The 20,063-nt window shown below is 65.9% G+C and carries 14 protein-coding genes; 6 read left to right on the forward strand and 8 right to left on the reverse strand.

Annotation, left to right across the window (positions count from 1 at the left end; translation table 11 throughout):
- Window positions 1-409: 409 nt before the first annotated feature.
- Entirely contained in the window at window positions 410-1,486 is a 1,077-nt protein-coding gene (locus HUK82_RS07475) for a 2OG-Fe(II) oxygenase family protein (RefSeq protein ID WP_176613369.1), read from the reverse strand.
- A 154-nt stretch (window positions 1,487-1,640) separates the two neighbouring features.
- On the opposite strand from HUK82_RS07475, the gene HUK82_RS07480 reads away from it, so the two are divergent.
- Entirely contained in the window at window positions 1,641-2,573 is a 933-nt protein-coding gene (locus HUK82_RS07480) for a S1/P1 nuclease (RefSeq protein ID WP_176613370.1), read from the forward strand.
- On the opposite strand, the gene treY is transcribed toward HUK82_RS07480, so the two are convergent.
- The 6 genes from treY to glgA form a co-directional block, all read right to left on the reverse strand.
- Window positions 2,559-5,117 (reverse strand): malto-oligosyltrehalose synthase, encoded by a 2,559-nt coding sequence (gene treY, locus HUK82_RS07485; RefSeq protein WP_176613371.1) that lies wholly within the window; start codon window positions 5,115-5,117, stop codon window positions 2,559-2,561. The genes HUK82_RS07480 and treY overlap by 15 nt on opposite strands.
- The gene (gene malQ / locus HUK82_RS07490; RefSeq protein WP_176613372.1) at window positions 5,114-7,174 is read right to left on the reverse strand and encodes a 4-alpha-glucanotransferase; all 2,061 of its coding nucleotides are present in this window, start codon (window positions 7,172-7,174) and stop codon (window positions 5,114-5,116) included. The genes treY and malQ overlap by 4 nt, the downstream gene beginning before the upstream one ends.
- Window positions 7,167-8,933: a malto-oligosyltrehalose trehalohydrolase gene (gene treZ / locus HUK82_RS07495; RefSeq protein WP_176613373.1), complete on the reverse strand. Its 1,767-nt coding sequence runs from the start codon at window positions 8,931-8,933 to the stop codon at window positions 7,167-7,169. Before treZ ends, malQ begins: the two co-directional genes overlap by 8 nt.
- 12 nt (window positions 8,934-8,945) lie before the next feature.
- Window positions 8,946-11,072, reverse strand: a complete 2,127-nt coding sequence (glgX, locus tag HUK82_RS07500; protein ID WP_176613374.1) for a glycogen debranching protein GlgX — start codon at window positions 11,070-11,072, stop codon at window positions 8,946-8,948.
- Window positions 11,073-11,075: 3 nt separating this feature from the next.
- Window positions 11,076-13,289 carry a 1,4-alpha-glucan branching protein GlgB gene (gene glgB / locus HUK82_RS07505; protein WP_176613375.1) on the reverse strand — a complete coding sequence of 738 codons (2,214 nt, stop codon included), beginning with the start codon at window positions 13,287-13,289 and terminating at the stop codon, window positions 11,076-11,078.
- A gap of 71 nt (window positions 13,290-13,360) precedes the next feature.
- Window positions 13,361-15,013, reverse strand: a complete 1,653-nt coding sequence (gene glgA / locus HUK82_RS07510) for a glycogen synthase GlgA (RefSeq protein ID WP_176613376.1) — start codon at window positions 15,011-15,013, stop codon at window positions 13,361-13,363.
- A gap of 294 nt (window positions 15,014-15,307) precedes the next feature.
- Here glgA and HUK82_RS07515 point away from each other — a divergent pair, with 294 nt between their 5' ends.
- The 5 genes from HUK82_RS07515 to HUK82_RS07535 all read left to right on the forward strand — a co-directional run bounded on the left by HUK82_RS07515 (window position 15,308) and on the right by HUK82_RS07535 (window position 19,738).
- Window positions 15,308-15,487 (forward strand): CsbD family protein, encoded by a 180-nt coding sequence (locus HUK82_RS07515; protein ID WP_176613377.1) that lies wholly within the window; start codon window positions 15,308-15,310, stop codon window positions 15,485-15,487.
- 147 nt (window positions 15,488-15,634) lie between these two features.
- Window positions 15,635-16,600, forward strand: a complete 966-nt coding sequence (locus HUK82_RS07520) for a bifunctional enoyl-CoA hydratase/phosphate acetyltransferase (protein WP_176613378.1) — start codon at window positions 15,635-15,637, stop codon at window positions 16,598-16,600.
- 452 nt (window positions 16,601-17,052) lie between these two features.
- Window positions 17,053-18,054, forward strand: a complete 1,002-nt coding sequence (locus HUK82_RS07525; protein WP_306308914.1) for a carbohydrate porin — start codon at window positions 17,053-17,055, stop codon at window positions 18,052-18,054.
- A gap of 87 nt (window positions 18,055-18,141) precedes the next feature.
- Entirely contained in the window at window positions 18,142-18,423 is a 282-nt protein-coding gene (locus HUK82_RS07530; RefSeq protein WP_176613379.1) for a SelT/SelW/SelH family protein, read from the forward strand.
- A complete protein-coding gene (locus tag HUK82_RS07535; protein ID WP_176613380.1) occupies window positions 18,416-19,738 on the forward strand; it encodes a hypothetical protein in 1,323 nt (440 codons plus the stop codon). The genes HUK82_RS07530 and HUK82_RS07535 overlap by 8 nt, the downstream gene beginning before the upstream one ends.
- Window positions 19,739-19,761: 23 nt before the next feature.
- On the opposite strand, the gene HUK82_RS07540 is transcribed toward HUK82_RS07535, so the two are convergent.
- The coding region (locus tag HUK82_RS07540) for a hypothetical protein (protein WP_176613381.1) at window positions 19,762-20,063 on the reverse strand (302 nt) is incomplete at its 5' end.

Consider the following 20,063-nt stretch of genomic DNA (forward strand, 5'->3'; position numbering starts at 1 on the left):
GTCGCCACCGTCGTCGCCGGGATGGCCGCGGTCTTCGAGGCCGTCGAGCCGTGGGTCGTGCGGGTGGCGCGGTGCGCCGCCTTATGGGTCGTTGTCTGCGCGTGCGCGCCCGCACCAATCAGTCCGGCGATCGTTGTGCTGGCGAGCAGCGCGGTCAGGCGAAAACGAGAGGCCATGTGGTGCGGGACCTTGTGCAGCAAAGAGAAAACGGAGCCAAGATCTTCTGCATCCGTCGATAAGAATCGCGAACGCGCGCGGAAAAAACTGACTTCGCAGACAGGTTGCTATCAGAGGCTCCGAAGCCAGGCAACGGAATTTCACATGGCAGCTGCGTGTTTTTCGGGGCCTGTGGCAATATTGCATCAGTTCACCCAAGCAACGGTTGTCATAAAAATGTAAGATGGAGGTCCTACTGCTGCTGATTGCGTACGGTGTTGCTGTGCCGGCCGCGATTTGTGTCAGTCTGTGTTTGCGAAGCGCCGTCATACAGGAACGGCAGGCAGGCATAGCGCCGGCCCCGTGTCACAGGTGCCACGGCATGCAGGACCGAACAGGAAAACACGATCGCGCCCCCCGCCGGTGGCCGAAACCCATGCGGTCCGATTTCGGGAAATGCCAGGTCTCCACCATCGAAATCGTCATTCAGATTGATCGAAACCGCGAAGCGGCGGTGCGCCGTCGCCGACAGGGTATTGTCGCGGTGCGGGCCGAAACATCCGTGCTCGGCGGCGTCGTAACAGGCGACGATCATGCGCTCCATCCGCGTGGCGCGAAACTGGAAATACTTTTCTATTTCGGGAACGACACGATGTATGATCCTGACCTGAAGCTGCGCCACCAGCTCGGGATCGCGCAGCGTGCAGTCGTGGCGCCTCTTGAAGCTGGTATCCGTTACGGCAAAGGAACTACCCTGAGCGGCTTGCGTGAAGACGGGGGAACGCGTGTTCGGCTGTGTGTGGAAATAGCGGATCAGCATTTCGCACAGACCCGGCTCCAGAACGTTCGGCAGCACCAGCGCCGGGGTCGGGCGCAGGGACTGCCGCGCCGCGGGGTCGGGCAGATGCCGCACAAGCGCCAGGATATGGGCCATGCCCGCGTCGGTGTCGGGCTGTACGGCACAGACCCGCACCATCGGGTCGACCAGAAACCACCGCCCCTCCCCCGGTGCCACCCCGTACTGGCGCGCGACCGCGCGATCGGCGTCGAGGATGAAGCGTGTGCCGGGACCGGAGGGCAAGGCGCGCGTGTCGCCGTCGGCGGGGTCGGCCGTGATGCCGAAGAACAGGCGCTGTGTCCCGTCGAAGACCGGGTCGCGGCTGATCGCGTCCAGCCGCGCTGTGGTCGCGGGCAGCGCGGAGGAGGGGAAGAAATACAGCACGCTGTAGCGTCCGCCCGTCATGTCGAAGGCGTAGTGCCCCGATGGCGTGGTGCTGCGCTGTGTGAACCAGGGAGCGGGATCACCGGGTGTCGGCGCGCGAGCGGTCATGAAGAGGCTTCCTTTGCCGGGCAGGACGTTCGGTTCTCATGCCGCAAAGTGACGGTTCGATAAAAACGTTTTCTCGAGCGAAGGCGCCCTCTTGTATCGGGCGATATCATGGTGAACATCACCCCGGGTCCCAACCACGAGACAACGAGACGACATGCGTACGAGCCATCGATTTCTGAGTGCCCTCGCCCTGACCACGGGGCTGGTGGCGGCCGCGCCACACGCGAACGCCTGGGGCGGCAACGGCCACGCGATCGTGGCCGACATCGCGCAGGCGCATCTGACGCCGCTGGCCGCGCAACGGGCCCACGATCTGCTGGCGCTGGAGGGGCATGCGAGCCTCGACCAGGTGGCATCGTGGCCGGACACCATCGGCCATATCCCCAAGAGCAAAGGCGGGGCGCCCGAGACGCTGCGCTGGCACTATGTCGACATCGACGTGACGGCACCCCACTATGACGCCGCGCGCGACTGTCCCGACGGCGCGTGCGTCGTGGTCAAGTTGCCGGCGATGATCCAGACCCTGGGCGACAGCGCCGCGCCCCGGGCCAGGCGACTGGAAGCCCTGAAATGGATCGTGCATCTGGTTGGCGACCTCCACCAGCCGCTTCATGCGGCCGAGCGCGACCATGACAAGGGGGGCAATGGCGTCAAGATCACGTATTTCGGCCAGACCCATGCCGGGCACATGAACCTGCACAGCGCCTGGGACGAAGGGATTCTGGAGCACGAGACCGGGCTACGGACCGGGCCGCATTACAGCACCGATCTGGCCCTCGCCCGTGCGGAGGCCGATCGTCTGAACGCCGCCATCACCCCGGCCGAGATCCAGGCCTGGACGCCCGCGAACCTGCCGGCTACCGCCGCTCCGGTGGTCGAGGGCTGGGCCAACGAAAGCCATGCGCTGGCACGGGACGTGGTCTATGCCGATCTGCCGGCCGCCACCGACGGCCTGCCCGCGCTGGGCAACGCCTACGACAAGGCTGCGTGGCCCGTCATCCAGACGCGATTGGAACAGGCTGGCATCCGACTGGCCGCCGTTCTGAACGCAACACTCGACAGCGCCGGCGCCTCAGCGAACCACTGAGGTCGCCAGTGCCGCGAGCGGGACGCGGCCGTCCAGATCGCGCACATCGGCCGACAGGTCGGGGGCGAAAGCGGGATCGATCACGTCGCGCCACGATGCGCCGCGCAGATCGGGCGGCAGCGTGACGCGCGTCCCGGCCCATCCGGTCTGCAGGACGCTGAGGTCGGCCGGCGACGGCCGCAGGCCCCATGCCAGCCGGGGTGCGAGCACCACGAGTGCATCGTCGCCCCGGCGGCGTAGAAACGCGATCAGGTGGTCGGCCATCGGGCCATCGACCGGCAAGGGCTCATACGTGCCGGTGGTGAACAGGTCCGGTCGCGCGCTTCGGTGGCGCAACAGTTGACGGACAAGGCGCTGCTTGATGGCGCCCGTGCGCCAGCACGACGCAAGCGCCTGAAAATCCCGTTCGTCCGACAGGGTTTTCTCCCGCAGCGCATAGTCGACCGGCCGTCGGTTATCGGGATCGACCAGGCTCAGGTCCCACAGATCGGTGCCCTGATAAAGATCGGGGATACCCGGCACCGTCAAACGCAGCAGTGTCTGGCTCAGCGCATTCAGGGCGCCGGCCGGGGCGATCGTGCCGACATAGCGATCCAGGGCGTCGCGAAACAGGGCTGGTTGCGAGGGATCGAGCAGCGCCTTCAGGAAACGCGCGCACCCCCCCTCATAGGCCTCGTTTGGTTCGGTCCAGCTCGTGTGCCGTTTGGCCTCGCGCAGGGCCTTGGTCTGCCATGCGTCAAGGCGTTCGTGCAGCGCGGTCAGGTCCGTGTCCGTCGGCGTGTCCATCGGCCATGCGCCCAGCATCGACTGGTAGAGCATCAGTTCATCGGCCAGATCGGGGACCGATGCGCCGGTGTGCGGGTCAAGCCGCAGGTGGGCGTTGAGCGCCGACCAGCGTGTGACCTCGACCGCCCATTCGGCAGCGGGCTCGCTGAGCACGGCAAGGCGCATGCGGGCGTCCTCGCCGCGTTTGTGATCGTGCGTCGCGGTGGCGAGCATGGCGCGGGGAAAGTGGCCCGCGCGCTGGCCCACGGCGTCATGGAATGTGGCGACATCGAACGACAGGCGGCCGGGATCGCACCCGACATCGTTGCGCGACAGAAGTCGGCCGTAGCGATAAAACCCCGTGTCCTCCACCGATTTTGCCGTCAGGGGAGCGGTCAGATGCTCGAACTGGACACGTGCCTTCCGGCGCTCGGCCATGGATGGGCCATCGGTTGATCCGAGGAAGGCGGCAATCCAGTCGATGGCCGCATGGACGGATTGGGGTGTGCTGTCGCGGGCGTCGGCGCAGGCCTGGGCCAGAACAGCGTGCTCGGTCGCACCCGGTGCAGGGTCGGTGTCGCTGAAATAGGTCCGGTAGACCGGAAACTGCACCAGAATCGCGCGCAAGCCCCGGCCGAGCGCCGCCCGCGTCAGATCGCGACTGGCAAGCGTCGCCTGTCCGGCGTCATGCAGTGTCCGGGCGAGTGCGGCGAACTCGGCGGTGAAGGCCGTGTCGAGAATCTGGTCCCGGGCGGTCTGCTGCACGGTTTTGAAATCGACGGCACGTCCGGACACGGCGGACCACAGTCCGGTCAGGGCCGTCTCGCCCGCCGGATCGTGCAGGACGCCGCAGACGAGGTCGAGAAAATCGTAGCCTGTGGTGCCGTCGGTCCGCCAATCGTCGCGCAATGCTTCGCCGTGGTGAAGGATCTTTTCGACATACAGCGGCGCGCCCTCCATCAGGCGCGAGCGAAGGCGCCGGCAATAGGCACCCGGCTTGGCAAGGCCATCGACGTGGTCGACGCGAAAACCGTCGATCAGGCCATCATGATGCAGGGACAGGACCGTCTCGTGGATTGCATCGAACACGTCGGGGCGTTCCGTGCCGGTGCCTACCAGGCCGGTGATGTCGAAGAAACGCCGCCAATTGATGATGTCGGCGGCGGTCCGCCAGAACGCGAGGCGATAGGACTGGCGCTCAAGAAGCGCGTGCAGGGGCTGTGCGTCCGGGCCGAGGAAGGATCGTGGGTCGGTCCCCGGATCGACGGGAAACAGGTCGTCATAATACCGAATGTGATAGTGACCGTCGCGCTCGACCAGTTCCAGTTCGCCGCTATCGAGTGCCTCCCCGTAAGGCGTGCCCAGAACAGGCAGCAGCACCCGGTTGCTGAGCGTTTTTTCCTCCGGCGCCCAGTCGATGTCGAAGCAGGCCGCATGCGCGCTGTCCGGCCCGTGACGCAGCACGTCGGCCCACCAGGGATTGCGCGTGTCAGCGGCCATGTGATTGGGCACGATGTCGACGATCAGACCCAACCCATGCGCATGCAGGCGATCCACCAGACGCCGCAGCGCGTCTTCACCTCCGAGTTCGGGGTTGATGCGTTGATAATCGATCGTGTCATACCCGTGGGTGGACCCCGGACGCGCCGCGAGCAGCGGCGACGCATAGAGGTGACTGATGCCCAGCGACGCGAGATACGGCACGATGGCGCAGGCATCGTCCAGCGTGAAGCCCGCATGGAACTGGAGACGCGCTGTCGCGCGCACGGCAGCGTTCATGATGTGCGTCCTGTTCTCATGGCGTCGAGCCTGCGTCGCACGTCCGCGCGATCGGGGATCAGGCGTCGCCCGGTGGGATAGCGCTGTTGCCAGTTGGGGTGAACGGCCGTCGTACCGGGCAGGTTGGGCTGGTCTTCCAGGCCGAGAAGGTCCTCGAACGGAAACAACGCCAGCCGCGAGGGCGACAGGGTGACAAAACGCAAGGCGGATTCCGCAAAGAGGTCGGCCCCCCGCGGGGTGATGTCGGGCGCGTCGCCCCGTGCGGCGGCGGTCTGGGCCATCGCGCGCCACAGATCGTGGCGTGTCTGCGCGCGCTCGGCCTGCGCGGCGGCCAGATCCATCCCGGGGGCAAACTGGTTCAGGCGATCGCGCCACACCAGATCGCGGCCCAGCCACCATCCGCGCAACGTGGGCAGATCGTGCGTTCCGGACATCGCCACCGATGTTTTCGGCCAGGACGCGGCGTTTTTAAAGTGTCCGTCGTCGGTGCGCTCGAACGGCAGGACGCTCATGCCCATGATGGCGCGGCGCGCGGACTCGGTGCGGAATGTCGGGCTGACCGTGCCGAGGTCCTCGCCGATGACGATGGCGTCGTGGCGCGCGGATTCCAGGGCGACCAGACGCATCATGTCCTCGACCGGGTAGCTCAGATACGCTCCTTCGCTGGAAGGGTGACCGCGCGGGATCACCCACAAACGCTCCATCCCCATGACGTGATCGATCCGGATCCCGCCGCCCGATGCCAGCGAGGCGCGCAGGGTATCGATGAACGCGCGAAAGCCGTTTCGCCGCAGACCGCCGGGCGAAAACGTGGTCAGCGCCCAGTCCTGTCCGGGCGGGCTGAGCGCATCGGGGGGCGCCCCGATCGAAAGGCCGATCAGGAAATCGTCCTGCGCGCTCCACGCCTGGCTGCCGCCCGGATCACTGCCGACCGCCAGATCGACGATCAGTCCGATCGCCATGCCCGCCTTTCGGGCGCGTTGCTGTGCGTGATTGAGCGACAGGCGCGCCAGCCACTGGAGGAACAGGTGATAGCGCACGTCCCGCGCAGCATTTTTCGCAAAACGCGCGACCTCGGGCGTACCGGGCGTGCGCAGGGCCGCCGGCCACGTCGTCCACGCACCCCCGCGAGGGCCACGATGGAATTCCCGTGCATGCAGAGCTTCGAAAATCGCGTGATTGAGGAGTGGCTCGCCCCCGGAGGCGATGAAACTGTCCAGTACGGCGTGGTCGCGGCCGGCGATATGGTCGGTGTACAGGGCCTGCAGGATCTGAAGGCGGCATGTCGCGGCGGCCGGCCAGTCGATGGTCGGCGTGCCCTCGAGGGCGCGCACGGCGCCCTCCGGCAGGTGATGTCGCCGCATGCTGGCCGCGATCGTGGCGCGGTTGAACACGATGCCGGGGTCGGCCAGCAGGACGTTGAGGAACAGGCGGCTGGACGGCGAATACGGGCTGAATTGTCCGGGATTGGCGGCGAACATGGCGTGGACGGGACTGATGGCAAGCGCATCCGCTCCGGCGGCTGCGGCGGCCTCGGCCAATGCACCGGCACCCGACAACGTGCCGATCCCGCCGTCGTTGCGTTGCCGGAGGGCATAGACCTGCGCGGCCAGACCCCAGGACGACCGTTTGTCGTCCGACAGCCGCGCATCCAGGGTCGTGCACGTGCGGGGCGCGATCGCCAGCGTCGCCTGCTGTCCCGCAATGTCGAGACGGTGGTAGCCGACGTCGCTGATGGGCGGCAGACGCAGCAGGCCCGCGCGGTCACGCCGTGCCGTGCCGGTCACGTGTTCGCCGGATTCCAGCACGATCTCGAACGCCGCAGGCGTGTTTTCCGGCAGGCCGGGCAGAACGACACCCCGGCCGCTGTCGCCGGTGACCAGCGGTGCCAGACGCGGCACTTGTCCGTGGGCGAACAGCGGTGCCTCCGTGTCCAGGCTGCGCAGCAACGCGCGCAGCCGGTCCCCCGTAACGCGGTGGGCGCGGCCCTGCGCGTCATGCCACTGCGTGTGCAGACCGATCGATCGCGCACGCGCGGCAAGTGAGGGCTCACGCATCGTCGGCACCGACCAGCGTCACGACGATGCTGCGGCCCGACAGTGCCGCGCAACCGGGTGGGTAGGCGAACAGCGGCGTTCCGGGCAGCGTGACCGTGTCGCGGGGTACGTCCTCGCCCAGATTGACCGCTATGCTCAGCCGCGCGCCGTCGCCCAGTCGCCACCCGGCCAGAACCGCGCTTGATCCCAGTGCGCGCGCGCCAAGGCTGCGGGCTCCGGCAAGGCGCGGGACGATGTGCGTCCGGCGAAGGGTCAACAGGGTCGTGGTCGTGGCGATCCACGCGCGGTGATCGGCCAGATCGCGCTCGGCCGCCGTGGGGACCGAGGCCAGAAACGTCGACTCGGCGTTCGGGTCCGGGATCGTCTCCCGCCGTGCCGGATCGGAGAAATGTGAGAAATCGGCGAATTCCTTACGCCGTCCCTCACGCACGATTGCCCCGAGTTCGGCGTTGTGACTAGTGAAGAACAGGAACGGGCAGCGTGATCCCCATTCCTCCCCCATGAACAGCATCGGGATCTGGGGCGACAGGAGCAGCAGCGCATACGCCGCTTTCAGCGCATGCGGGTCGGCAAGGGTGCTTAGGCGCTCGCCCAACGCGCGGTTGCCGATCTGGTCATGATTCTGCAGGAACATGACGAAGGCGGTGGGGGGCAGGTCGGCGCTCGGCATCCCGCGCGCGTGGCCGCGTGGCGCGAAATGCTCGCCCTGATAGAGAAAACCTTCGGACAGTACGCGGGCAAGTCCCTGGGCACTGTTATCGGAAAAACCTGCGTAATAGCTTTCGTCTTCACCGGTCAGCATGACATGCAGAACGTTATGGCTGTCGTCGTTCCATTGCGCGGTGAAACCTTCGCGCAAAAGGGCGGCGTCGTTGTTCTCGTTTTCGAGCACCAGATGAACATACCGTCCGGGTTCGACCGTTGCCCTGACCGCAGCCGCCATTTCGGGCAACCAGTCCCGGTGGTTGATCGCCTGTACCGCGTCCAGCCGCAGGCCGTCGATGCGATATTCCATCAGCCAGTACAGGGCATTGTCGGTGAAAAACTGGCGCACGGCGGTCTGGCCGAAGTCGATCGCGTCTCCCCACGGCGTCGGTTCGCCATCGTGAAAGAACGGCTTGGCGTACGACGCCAGAAAATTACCGTCCGGGCCGAAATGATTGTAGACGACGTCCAGAAATACCATCAGGCCGAGGCGATGCGCCGCGTCGATCAGTGTCTTGAGATCGTCGGTCGTGCCGTAGGCCGATTCCGGCGCGTAGGGCAGCACGCCGTCATAACCCCAGTTCCGTCCGCCCGGAAATTCCGACAGCGGCATCAGCTCGATGGCGGTAATTCCCAGATCGCGTAGTCGCGGCAGGTCCGCCATCAGGCTGCGGTACCCGCCGGCGGCGCCGACATGAACTTCATATAGGACGGTCTCTTCCCACGGGCGTCCGATCCAGCCGTCATCGCGCCACGCGAATGCGTCGGGATCGACCAGCTGGCTGAGGCCATGCACGTCATGGGGCTGAAAGCGCGAGGCAGGATCGGGGACGACCAGATCCGGCGCGACACGGTAGCCGTAGCACATGCCCGGGGTCGCGTCTGCCGTGACCTCATGCCATCCATCGGGCTCGAGCGCCAGCGGGATCGGGTCCGCGCCCTCGATTTCAAGCATCACCTGCGGCGCGGACGGCGCCCAGATGCGGAATCTCGCCCGACTGGGGGCGACCATGACAGCGCCCCACTGCGTGGAATAGGCGTGATGACGGACCATGGTTTCTGCTCCTCAGCCATCACCCGGTTCGGGATCGGGCTCGGCATGAATGGCGACAAACAGGGCGGTCCCGTGCGCACCCAGAACGTAATCCGACGCGACCGCGTCCGATGAATGGTCGCTGTCCGGCGCTGTGGTGTCGGCCAGCAAACGCCAACCGTCGGCCTGGTCGGGCAGGCGACACGGCACGTCCTCGGAGGCGGGGTTGAACAGGCAGTACGTCATGTCCGGCAGGCCGTGTTCGTTCAGGACGACGCGGCGCACGCCCAGAACGCGCCCGTCGCCGTCGTTCCACGCCTCGGTCGTCATCGGCGCGCCGTCGGGTCCGAACCAGCCCATATCAGGCACGTCGGGAACAGGCGTTTGCTGTCCGTGAAGAAACGAGCGCGAGCGCAGCGACGGATGTTTCCTGCGCAGCGCGGTCAGGCGCCCGACGAACGCCGACAGCGCGCGGCCCTCCGGGGACGCGGCCCGCTTCCAGTCGAGCCACGTCATGGCGCTGTCCTGACAGTAGGCGTTGTTGTTGCCGTCCTGTGTCTGCCCGAACTGGTCGCCGGCCAGCAGCATCGGCGTCCCGTGCGAGAACAGCAGCGTCGCCAGCATGGAGCGTGTCACGCGCAGGCGCGTCTCGCGGATGCCCGGATCGTCCGTCGGCCCTTCCGCGCCCCAGTTGTTGCTCAGGTTGTCGGAATGGCCGTCCTGGTTGTTCTCGCCATTGGCCTCGTTATGCCGTTCGTTGTACGATACGACGTCGCGTAACGTGAAACCGTCATGTGACGTCACGAAGTTGACCGAACTCCACGGGCGGCGCCCGCGTCTGCCGAACAGGTCGCTTGAACCGGCAAGACGCGCGGCGAGATCGCCCCGCTGAAGCGGATCGCCGCGCCAGAACCGGCGGACGGTGTCGCGATAGCGGTCGTTCCACTCGGCGAAGCCGGGCGGGTGGTTGCCGGTCTGGTAGCCGCCCGGTCCCGGATCCCACGGTTCGGCAATCAGCTTCAGCGTCGACAGAAGCGGGTCCTGCAACAATGCGCTGAAAAACGAGCAGTTCGGGTCGAAGCCATAGGACTCCCGCCCCAGAGTCGCGCACAGGTCGAAGCGGAAGCCGTCGACGTGAAAACTGCTGGCCCAGTAGCGCAGCGAATCAAGAACCATCTGCATTACGCGCGGATGCGACAGGTTAAGCGTGTTCCCGCATCCGGTGTCGTTGATGTTGTGCCGTTCGTCTCCGGGAACCAGACGATAATAACTGGCATTGTCCAGACCGCGATGGCACAGCGTCGGGCCGAGCTCGCTGCCTTCGGCCGTGTGGTTGTAGACCACGTCGAGAATGACCTCGATCCCGGCGGCGTGAAGCCTGCGGATGGCCAGGCGGAATTCGTCGGGCGTTCCCGAGGCGATATAGGACGCATGGGGCGCGAAGAACGTCAGGGTGTTGTAGCCCCAGTAGTTCGTCAGTCCGCGTTCGAGCAGGAACCTGTCGCGGACGAAGCCATGCACGGGCATAAGCTCAAGCGATGTGATCCCGAGCGTCAGCAGATGGTCGATCAGGCGAGGGTCGGACAGGCCCTGGAACGATCCGCGTTCGGGGGTGTGCAGGTCCGTGCTGCGCATGGTCAGGCCCTTTACATGCCCCTCCATGATGACGGTCTGCTCCCACGGAACCTGGGGGCGGCGGTCATTGCCCCAGTTGAAACCCTCGCTGGTAACGACGCATTTCGGCATGGCGGCGGCACTGTCGCGCTTGTCGAGCGTCAGGTCCGAGCGTGCGGAGTTCAGGCGATAGCCGAACAGGGAGTCCGACCAGTTGAGCGCGCCACTGGTCGCACGTGCATACGGATCGAGCAGGAGCTTGGCAGGGTTGAACCGATGACCGCGCACCGGATCGTATGGACCGTGGGCGCGAAAACCATAGAGCAGGCCGGGACGCGCATCGGGAAGATAGCCATGCCACACTTCGTCGGTGTAGTCGGGAAGGGCGAGGCGCGCGACTTCGCGACGACCGGCCGGGTCGAAGATGCAGAGTTCGATTTTCTGCGCATTGGCGGAGAAGACGGCGAAGTTGACGCCCATGCCGTCCCAGTTCGCACCGAGGGGTGAGGGGATGCCGGGGGACAGCCGGTCAGGAAGACGCTGCATGCTTCAGACCCCCTGCGCGACGAAGAACAGGGTGCCAAGGGGCGGCAGGGTGAAAACGGCGCTGTCGCCGTAGCCGTGCGAAGGGTCGGTGGTGGTGTGTACGCCGCCGGAATTGCCCACGTTAGAGCCTCCAAAAAGGGCTGAGTCGGTATTGAGACGTTCCTGCCAGAACCCCGGCACGGGCAGACCGATACGGTAGCCGTGCCGAGGCAGCGGGGTGAGGTTGCAGATGACGAGCACCGGCGGTGCGCCGTCGGCCAGACGAAGCCACACGAACACGCTGTTGTCGGCGTCGTCGTCGATGATCCAGCGAAACCCGTCCGGTTCGCAGTCCTGGCGATGCAGCGCGGGTTCGTGCCGCATAAGCTGGTTCAGCGCGCGAACAAGGCTCTGCACGCCGCGCGGCAGGGGGGCGTCGAGCGAAGGCCAGTCGACCTGACCGTCGTGGGACCATTCCGCGCGCTGTGCGATCTCACCGCCCATGAACAGCAGCTTTTTGCCCGGATGCCCCCACATGAACCCGAAATAAGCCCGCAGGTTGGCATGTCTTTGCCAGTCGTCGCCGGGCATGCGCGCGATCAGCGAGCCCTTGCCGTGCACCACTTCGTCGTGTGACAGCGGCAGGACATACCGTTCGGAAAAGCCGTAATGCAGCCCGAACAGAAGGTCGTGATGGTGATGGCGGCGGTGAATCGGATCCCGCCGGAAATAGGCCAGCGTGTCATGCATCCAGCCCATGTTCCACTTGTAGGAGAACCCGAGGCCGCCGTCCTGCACGGGGCGGGTGACGCCCGGCCACGCCGTTGATTCCTCGGCGATGACAAGCGCACCCGGGTGGCGTTCGGTGATGCTTTCGTTCAGCTCGCGAAGAAACGCGACGGCTTCGAGGTTCTCGCGGCCGCCATGCACATTGGGAACCCAGTGGCCCTCAGCCCGGCTGTAGTCGCGATACAGCATGGAGGCCACGGCATCGACGCGAAGTCCGTCGATATGGTAGCAGTGCAGCCAGTGCAGTGCGGCGGCAATCAGAAAACCCCGTACCTCGTTCCGGCCGAAATTGTAGATCAGCGTGTTCCACTCGGTGTGAAACCCTTCGCGCGGGTCTGAGTGCTCATACAGTGCCGTGCCGTCGAACCGCATCAGGCCGTGGATGTCGTTGGGAAAATGCGCCGGCACCCAGTCAACGATCACACCGATGCCGGCCATATGGCAGGTGTTGATAAAGCCCGCCAGATCTCCGGCAGAGCCGTGACGGGCGGTGGGGGCGAACAGGCCCAGCGGCTGATAACCCCATGATCCGCCGAAAGGATATTCCGAAATCGGCAGAAGCTCGATATGAGTGAAACCCATCTCGAGCACGTAGGGGACCAATGCCTCGGCAAGCTCCGACCATGACATGACGCGGTCGGGATCGCCGTTTGGCCGACGCCAGGACGGTGCGTGGACCTCGTAAATGCTGATCGGTGCATCGGACGCATGGCGTGCCGCGCGGTGGTCCATCCACGTCTCGTCGGTCCAGTCGAACGGTTCGGCACGGCCGACGAGGGACGCCGTCGCGGGCGGCCGTTCGGTCGCTCGGGCGACGGGATCGGCTTTTTGCGGCAGGACGCGCCCGTCATGGGCCATGATTTCGTATTTGTAGCGTTCGCCGGGCCGAAGATGAGGAATGAACAGTTCCCACACGCCCTGTTCATGGCGCAGGCGCATGGGATGACGACGCCCATCCCAGATATTGAAATCACCGATGACCGACACACGTCGGGCATTGGGCGCCCAGACGGCAAACCGTGTGCCGCTGACGCCGTCGATCGTCATCGGCTGCGCGCCGAACACCTCGTCGAGCGCCCGCAGTCGTCCCTGGGCGAACAGGTGCAGGTCGAACGTGCTGAGCAGGAGCCCGAAGCTGTAGGGATCGGCGATCTCCTCGCTCTCGTCCGCCCAGGTGATCTTGAAGCGGTAGCGCGCGCCCGCCTTGATGGTGCCGACGTAGAATCCGGCATCGTCCACCCGGCGCATGGGACGCTCCAGCGGTGCGGACCGGGGGCGCAGTACGATCAGGCGGACGGTAAGGGCATTGGGAAAGAACGCGCGGATACTGTCGTTGGGTCCCTCGTTATGGCGGCCCAGAACGAAGAAGGGGTCGCCGCAGACCCCGTCGATGATCTCCTGCCCGCGCGGCGGCAGACCGGTCGAGGCACCGTGGTCGAAATGGTCCATGCGCGATTTGCCTCGTGTCTTTCGAGAGAGAGGGCGTCAGGGTGAGGCCGTGGTCGGGGTCTGTGCCTGCGTCAGGAGGCCACCCGCACGGCGGCCGACGTCGACGGTCGCGGTCGGCGCGCGATCCGCCGTTGCGGCAGGAGCGTGCCGGTGCCGCGCGACGCGGCCCTCTCGGCGCGGCGCATCTCCTCGGGGCGCATCGGTAAGAGAAGCGCGTTCTCGATCGTCTCGAAATCGGCGGTTTCGCCGGACGCGGCGTCGCCTGCGAGAAGATTGCGAAAGATCGCGGCGTAGGTGGCCGCTTTCTGACCCCAGCTGACATCGTAGCGCGCGCCGTTTTTTTGAAGCTGGTGCCAGATGGGCCGATTGCGGTAGACGTCGTGCGCGCGCCGGATGGCGTCGGCCAGCGTGGGGGCGTCGGAGGGTGAAAACAGAAAGCCCGTGCCCGTGCCATGCAGGACCGCGGCCTGGTTTGCGTCGATGATGGTGTCGGCCAGACCGCCGACGCGCGCCGCGATCGGCACGCAGCCATAGCGCAGGGCATAGAGTTGGGTCAGGCCGCACGGCTCGAACCGCGAGGGGATCAGAAGCCCGTCCGCGGCGGCCTGCATGCGATGCCCGAGATGTTCGCTGTAGCCGATATGGCACGCGAACCGTCCCGGATAGGCACGCTGAAGCTGCCGCAGCCTGCGCTCGATTCCGCGATCCCCGGCGCCGACCACGACGAACTGAAGGTCCTCGTCCGCGAACTCGGACACGACATCGGCGACGAGATCGACGCCTTTTTGCGTCGTCAGACGGCTGACCATGCCCAGCAGAAACGCCGACGGCGTGGGCGTCAGGCCGAACTGGGCCTGAAACGCGCGCTTGTTGGGGCGACGGGAGAGCAGATCGCCGATCTGGTACGGAAAGACGACATTGTCGTCGGTCATCGGATCCCACTCGTGCGTGTCGACGCCGTTCAGGATGCCGGTGATCCGGCGCGACCGGGCGCGCAGAAGGCCGTCCAGACCCATGCCCCACGGGTCGGACTGGATTTCGCGCGCGTAGGTCGGCGACACGGTGGTAATCCAGTCGCACAGCTGGAGCGCGGCTTTGAGAAAACCGATGTCGCCGTAATACTCGACACCGTCGATCGTCATCGCTTCGGGCGGTAACCCGAAACGTGCGAGGTCGGATGCGGGAAACAGGCCCTGGAACGCGATATTATGGATCGTGTGGACCACGGGCGGCGCGGGCTTGCGATCAAAGCGCAGATAGGCCGCCGTCAGCCCCGCCTGCCAGTCGTGTGTCTGCACCACATCGGGCACGTAACCAGGCGCCAGTCCCTGCGCGATCAGGGCCGCCGCACGGCTGAAGCACGCATAGCGGATTCCGTTGTCGGGCCAGTCCACGCCGTCCGACGTCAGATACGGGTTGCCCGCACGATCGAACAGGGCCGGGATATCGATCACGAACAGCGATTTGTCGCCGACATTTCCCTCGACGATTCGGGCCTGATACCCGAGGATGTCCAGCGCCGGAACGGTTTCCCGCACATTGCACAGTGCCGTCATCACCGCCGGATATCCGGGCAGGACCGTCCGGACCCGCACGTTGTGTTCGCGAAGCGCACCAGGCAGGGACGCCACGACATCGCCCAGCCCACCTGTTTTGACCATCGGGAACATTTCCGATGCGACGGACAACACTTCGAGCGGGGCAGGCGTCGACGGCTGATTCATGTCCCGGGTTCCTGTCGCCCCGGGCCGTCAGCGGCATCGGGGTCCATCGGAACAACGGCCATCATGCCGCCACAGTTGGCCGTTCACGCTTTCATGATACGTGTCAAACTGCGTCATGTGTGAGGGCACGGCGCGATGCTGTTGAAAACGTTGGGGAGAGCGGTGCGCGCGGAACGGCTTCGGTGTCGAGCGACCGGCAGGGACGGGAACCTCCTGCGTCAAAGGCGCGTTGAATGACCCGGAAGCCGCACGAAACGTCAAACGACTTTCCAAGCTATAGACAGGGAGATTCCCATGAGCAGCATGATGGACAAGGTCAAGGGCGCAGGTAACAGCGCCATGGGCAAGGTCAAGGAAGAGTATGGCAAGGGCACCAACAATCCGGAGGTCGAGGCCGAGGGCCTTGCCCAGCAGGTGAAGGGCAAGGCCCAGACCACCAAGGGCAAGATCAAGGACCATATCGAAAAACTCTGAACGCGCTGTCGCACGTTTGGATCGGGCCGCTCCTGTCATCGGGGGCGGCCTTTTTGTGTGACCGGGGCCAGATCCTGCGATCGGACATATGTCGCTTGTGAAACGGGCATTTGAAGGGTCCGAGGGCGCATGGAAGTGTGTGGGACGATGTCGACCTCTCACACTTCGATGGATCGCGCCGTGCCGTTGTTCGACGGCCTGATCGCCCGGGTACGGAGCCTGCCGCCTGTCGCGACCGCCGTGGTCTGGCCCTGCGAGGCCGTGGCCCTGCAAGGCGCGTTGATGAGCCTCTCGGACGGCCTGATCACGCCTGTCCTGATCGGAGAGCGAACGCGTCTGGCCGAAACTGCCCGGCAGGCCGGGCTGGACATAAGCGGCTGCGAGATCGTCGAGGCGTCCTCGCCGGAGCAGGCCGCCGGGCATGCTGTGGCGTTGGCGGCATCGCACCGCGTGCATGCGCTTCTGAAAGGCAGTGTTCACACCGACGTGTTGATGACGGCGGTCCTCGCCCCCGGATCGGGCCTGTCCACGCAGCGACGCATGAGCCACGTGTTCGTGCTTGCCATGCCGGGGCGCGACGGCCCGCTGTTCGTGACGGATGCGGCCATCAACATCGCCCCCGATCTTCTGGCCAAGCGCGACATCGTCCAGAATGCGATCGACCTGCATCACGCGCTAGGCTTCGGGGCGCCACGCGTGGCGCTGTTGTCGGCGGTGGAGACGGTCAACCCACGGATTCAGGGCACGATCGACGCGGCCTGCCTGTGCAAGATGGCGGACCGGGGGCAGATCACCGGCGGCGTGCTGGACGGTCCGCTGGGCATGGACAACGCCGTGGACGCGGATGCGGCACGGATCAAGGGCATTGTGTCTCCCGTCGCCGGCCGGGCGCAAATCCTGGTGGCACCGGATCTGGAGGCCGGGAACATGCTGGCAAAGAACCTCATTTACATGGGAAAAGCCGATGCGGCCGGACTGGTCCTGGGTGCTCGTCTACCGATCGTGCTGACCAGTCGCGCCGACGGCGCGCGGGCGCGGCTGGCGTCGACCGCTATCGCGGCGCTGTATGTGCATGCAACGGCGACTGCCCGCGGCGTCCCGTCTCCAGAGTGAAGGAGCGGCCCGGTGGTGCGTTCATGGTGTCTGCCGAGTGTGGCCGATCTTGTCGCGGTCGCCTGTGTCAGGGCGCCCGCCGCGCGGGCACAGGTTCTGGACAAGGATATCGGGTCGGAGCCATTCTTTCGCGTCGATACGCCGCTGCCCGCCCATCCCTCGAACCACAGTACGGTGCCCGCCTTCGCCCGGCCCGAGGCACTGTTCGCGGACCCGGGAGGGCTGACGAGCTGGCTGCGCGCGCACGGGACCGCACTTCTGCTCGATAACACGAACGAATTCGCCGGCGCGGTGACGCCACCGACGCGCGGCTTCGTCAACTATCGCCAGGGGGCGAGCAACGCCGGGCAATACGCGGTCTCGCTGAACATGGACTGGGAAAAGCTGGCCGGGATTCGCGGGTTTGCGACACATGCCATCGTCGTGGGGCGCATGGCACCACGGCCAATCGCATGTTCGGCGACTGGCTCGACCACGCGTCCGAAGATTACGGCGGTGGTGGGAACGTCGTCGTCCATCTGGTCATGGCCTGTGGCGAGGAGACATTGCTCGGCGGTCGTATCTCTCTGGCGGCGGGACGCATGTCGGAAATGTCGGACTTCGTGTCCAGTCCGCTCTATTGCAATTTCCAGAATGGCAGCCTGTGCGGGCGTCCGAAGAACGCGACCGACAGCGCGTTCACCAGCGGCTATCCGGCGGCGTTGTGGGCCGCACGCGCCCGCGGACGGCCCAGCCGCTATACCTATGTGCAGCTTGGCGTGTACATGGCGGAGAACGGCATCTACCAGAACATCCAGCACCGAACGGGCTTCAAGTTCAACGGCGCGAACATCGTGGGAGAGCGTGTGCCCGTCGAGCTGGGGTGGGAGCCTGTGTTCCACACGACGCTGCCCGGACACTACAAGATCGGCGGGGTCCTGATGACCGCGCCCGGGCCGGACATGTATGAAGACATCAACGGCGAGCCGTACGCGCTGACAGGCAGGACGCAACGGATCCATCGTACCAGTTACGGGACGTGGGTGTTGATGGACCAGCGCATCATCACCCGCGACGGGGGCAGGAACGAATCCGGCGTGACCGCGCTCTGGGGCTTTCTCTACAACGATCCGCGTACCTCGTTGCGGGAATGGCAGGCGTCTGCGGGCGTTCTCGATCGTGGCTTCTGGCACAGCCGTCCCTATGACACGATCGGGGTCGGTTTCAGCGACGAGAAGATATCCCCGTTCGTCCAGCGGGCGGAGGAACAGTTGCGCGCGCGGGGGGGCAGCCTGCCCAACCATGCGACCGGCATCCAGCGGCACGCGGCGGTGCTTGAGGTGAACTATGCCTTGCATGTCATACGCGGCGTCATCGTCCAGCCGCTGTTCGAGTATTATCTGCGCCCCAACGGGCAGGGGAACCTGCGCGACGCGGCTTTGCTCGGCTTCAAGTCGCATGTGGAGTTTCTGTGACCCGTTCTGCAGGTCTGACCATAAGATGTTGAAGCGCGGGCACGAACGGGCCACGTTCGACAGGCAACCAACACAGGCGAACCGATCATGAGTGCGACGCTGCCGCGTGTGGCCATCCGTTACTGCACGCAGTGCAACTGGCTGTTGCGCGCGGCGTGGATGGCGCAGGAACTGTTGTCCACCTTTGGCCAGGCTCTGGGCGAGGTGGCGCTGATTCCGCAGACCGGCGGCCGGTTCGAGATCACGGTGAACGACGTCGTGGTGTGGGAGCGCACCCGCGACGGGGGTTTTCCGGGGCCGAAAGATCTCAAGCGCCGTGTGCGCGACGTGATCGCCCCCGAGCGTGATCTGGGCCATATCGATGCGTAGGGCGGCCTGGGTCGTGCCCGTCCTTCTGGCGCTGCTGGTCGGGCCGGCGCGGGGGGCGCCCTCCGTGGGTGATACCGCCGCGTCGGGCGACGCGGCCGCGCGCGCCATTCCTTGGTCGACGCTGGACGACCCGTCGCGGCCGTCCGGGCTGTTTTACCGACTGATGTATCTGGGCGATCCCCGGGGTGCGCATCCGTTTCAGCCGACGGTACATTGTCAGGGAAATGCCAGCGGCCACGACACTGGCTCGGCCTATGGCGCGGTGTGCCTGAACCTGCAGAGCGGCGCTGATGACGAGACCTATGGCCTGCAGGTGCATCTGTTCGACACGCTCACCCGGTCGTCGGGCAAGCGCGCGACCGATAATGTCGCAATCTATGGCGGAGTGGAGAACGTGCCCGGGGCGACGGCGGAATGGGCGGCGAATTTCCTCAGCAACGATAATCAGGACGGTGGCGGCACGGGTGCCGGCACGGTCGAGATCGACAACAACAACTTCAATTGCGACGCGCCGGACCCGCATGGCGATTATCTCACCCTCGCGCCGGCGCAGCGACGAAGGCGCAGCGATGGATCGGCCTGTCCGGGGAGCACCGGCCTGAACGTCACGGGGGTTGCAGGTTACACAGCCGGCACGGCCATTGCGATATCGGGGGTCGGCAAGCGGGCGAAATGGGAAACGGGCCTGACCATGATCGGCGGCTACGTCATCGGGTCGGCGGAATGGTGGTCCGAGACGCTGGCGCACACTAACATGGTCTGGCGTGGCGCGCATACGCGTGGTCTGGCGGCGGCCGACGCCACTTATGCCTACGCGCCCATCCAGCTGGCGCGTCACCCGGTCAGCGGCCGAATCGTCTGGGATTGTCCCTCCAGAGGGTGCGAGGCGGGGGAAAGCCGTTCGCAACCGTTCATCGCGCCGGGCGCCGATCGCGCGCTGGATATCGGCGCCGATGCGGTGCGCCTGCGCGGGATGGACGACCGCCATGCCGGTGGTCTGGGCTTTGATCTGAGCGGCACCGGAGAGCGGCATCCCGCGCCTGACGACTGGTCGTTCCTGACGGCGTCGTCGGGTGTCTATCGTCTGGGCTTCGCTGGCGGTCCGACGGAGGGGCGCACCGATGCGCTGACCCTGCGCGCGTCGGACGCGGCGTTTGGGGTCCCTGTGGCCGCGCCCGCGTTCCGGGAAGTGCTCTACACCCCGCCCTCGTCACATGCGCCCTGTCAGGCGGGTGCGTTCGCCGACGATGCGTCGTACCACTATGTCTGCGTGGCCCGGGACACCTGGAAGCGCGTGGCCCTGTCGAGCTGGTGACGGATGCGGGCCTTGGTGCCCGCTTACGAACGGGTGGCGCGGCCCCGTAGACGGCCGAGGAGACGCGCCAGCGTCCCGGGCGCCCACGCGATCTCCTTCGAGAAGGGATCGTAGTGAAACGCGCGCGCACGGTCGGGAAGGTTCCGGGGCGACAGGCTGAAATCCTCGTCCTTGACGACGCCGTTTGCCCGGACCCGCCGACCGCGCAGCGGCAGCCGGCCGACGCGGCAGCGATGATGCGCGAGGCACCAGGCCAGGAACGTTTCCGCGTGCAGTTCGCGACCGTCGCAGAACGTCGCGAGAGCATCGAGGCGGCAGGCGAAGC

Source organism: Ameyamaea chiangmaiensis (assembly GCF_013376175.1).
Lineage (GTDB): Bacteria > Pseudomonadota > Alphaproteobacteria > Acetobacterales > Acetobacteraceae > Ameyamaea > Ameyamaea chiangmaiensis.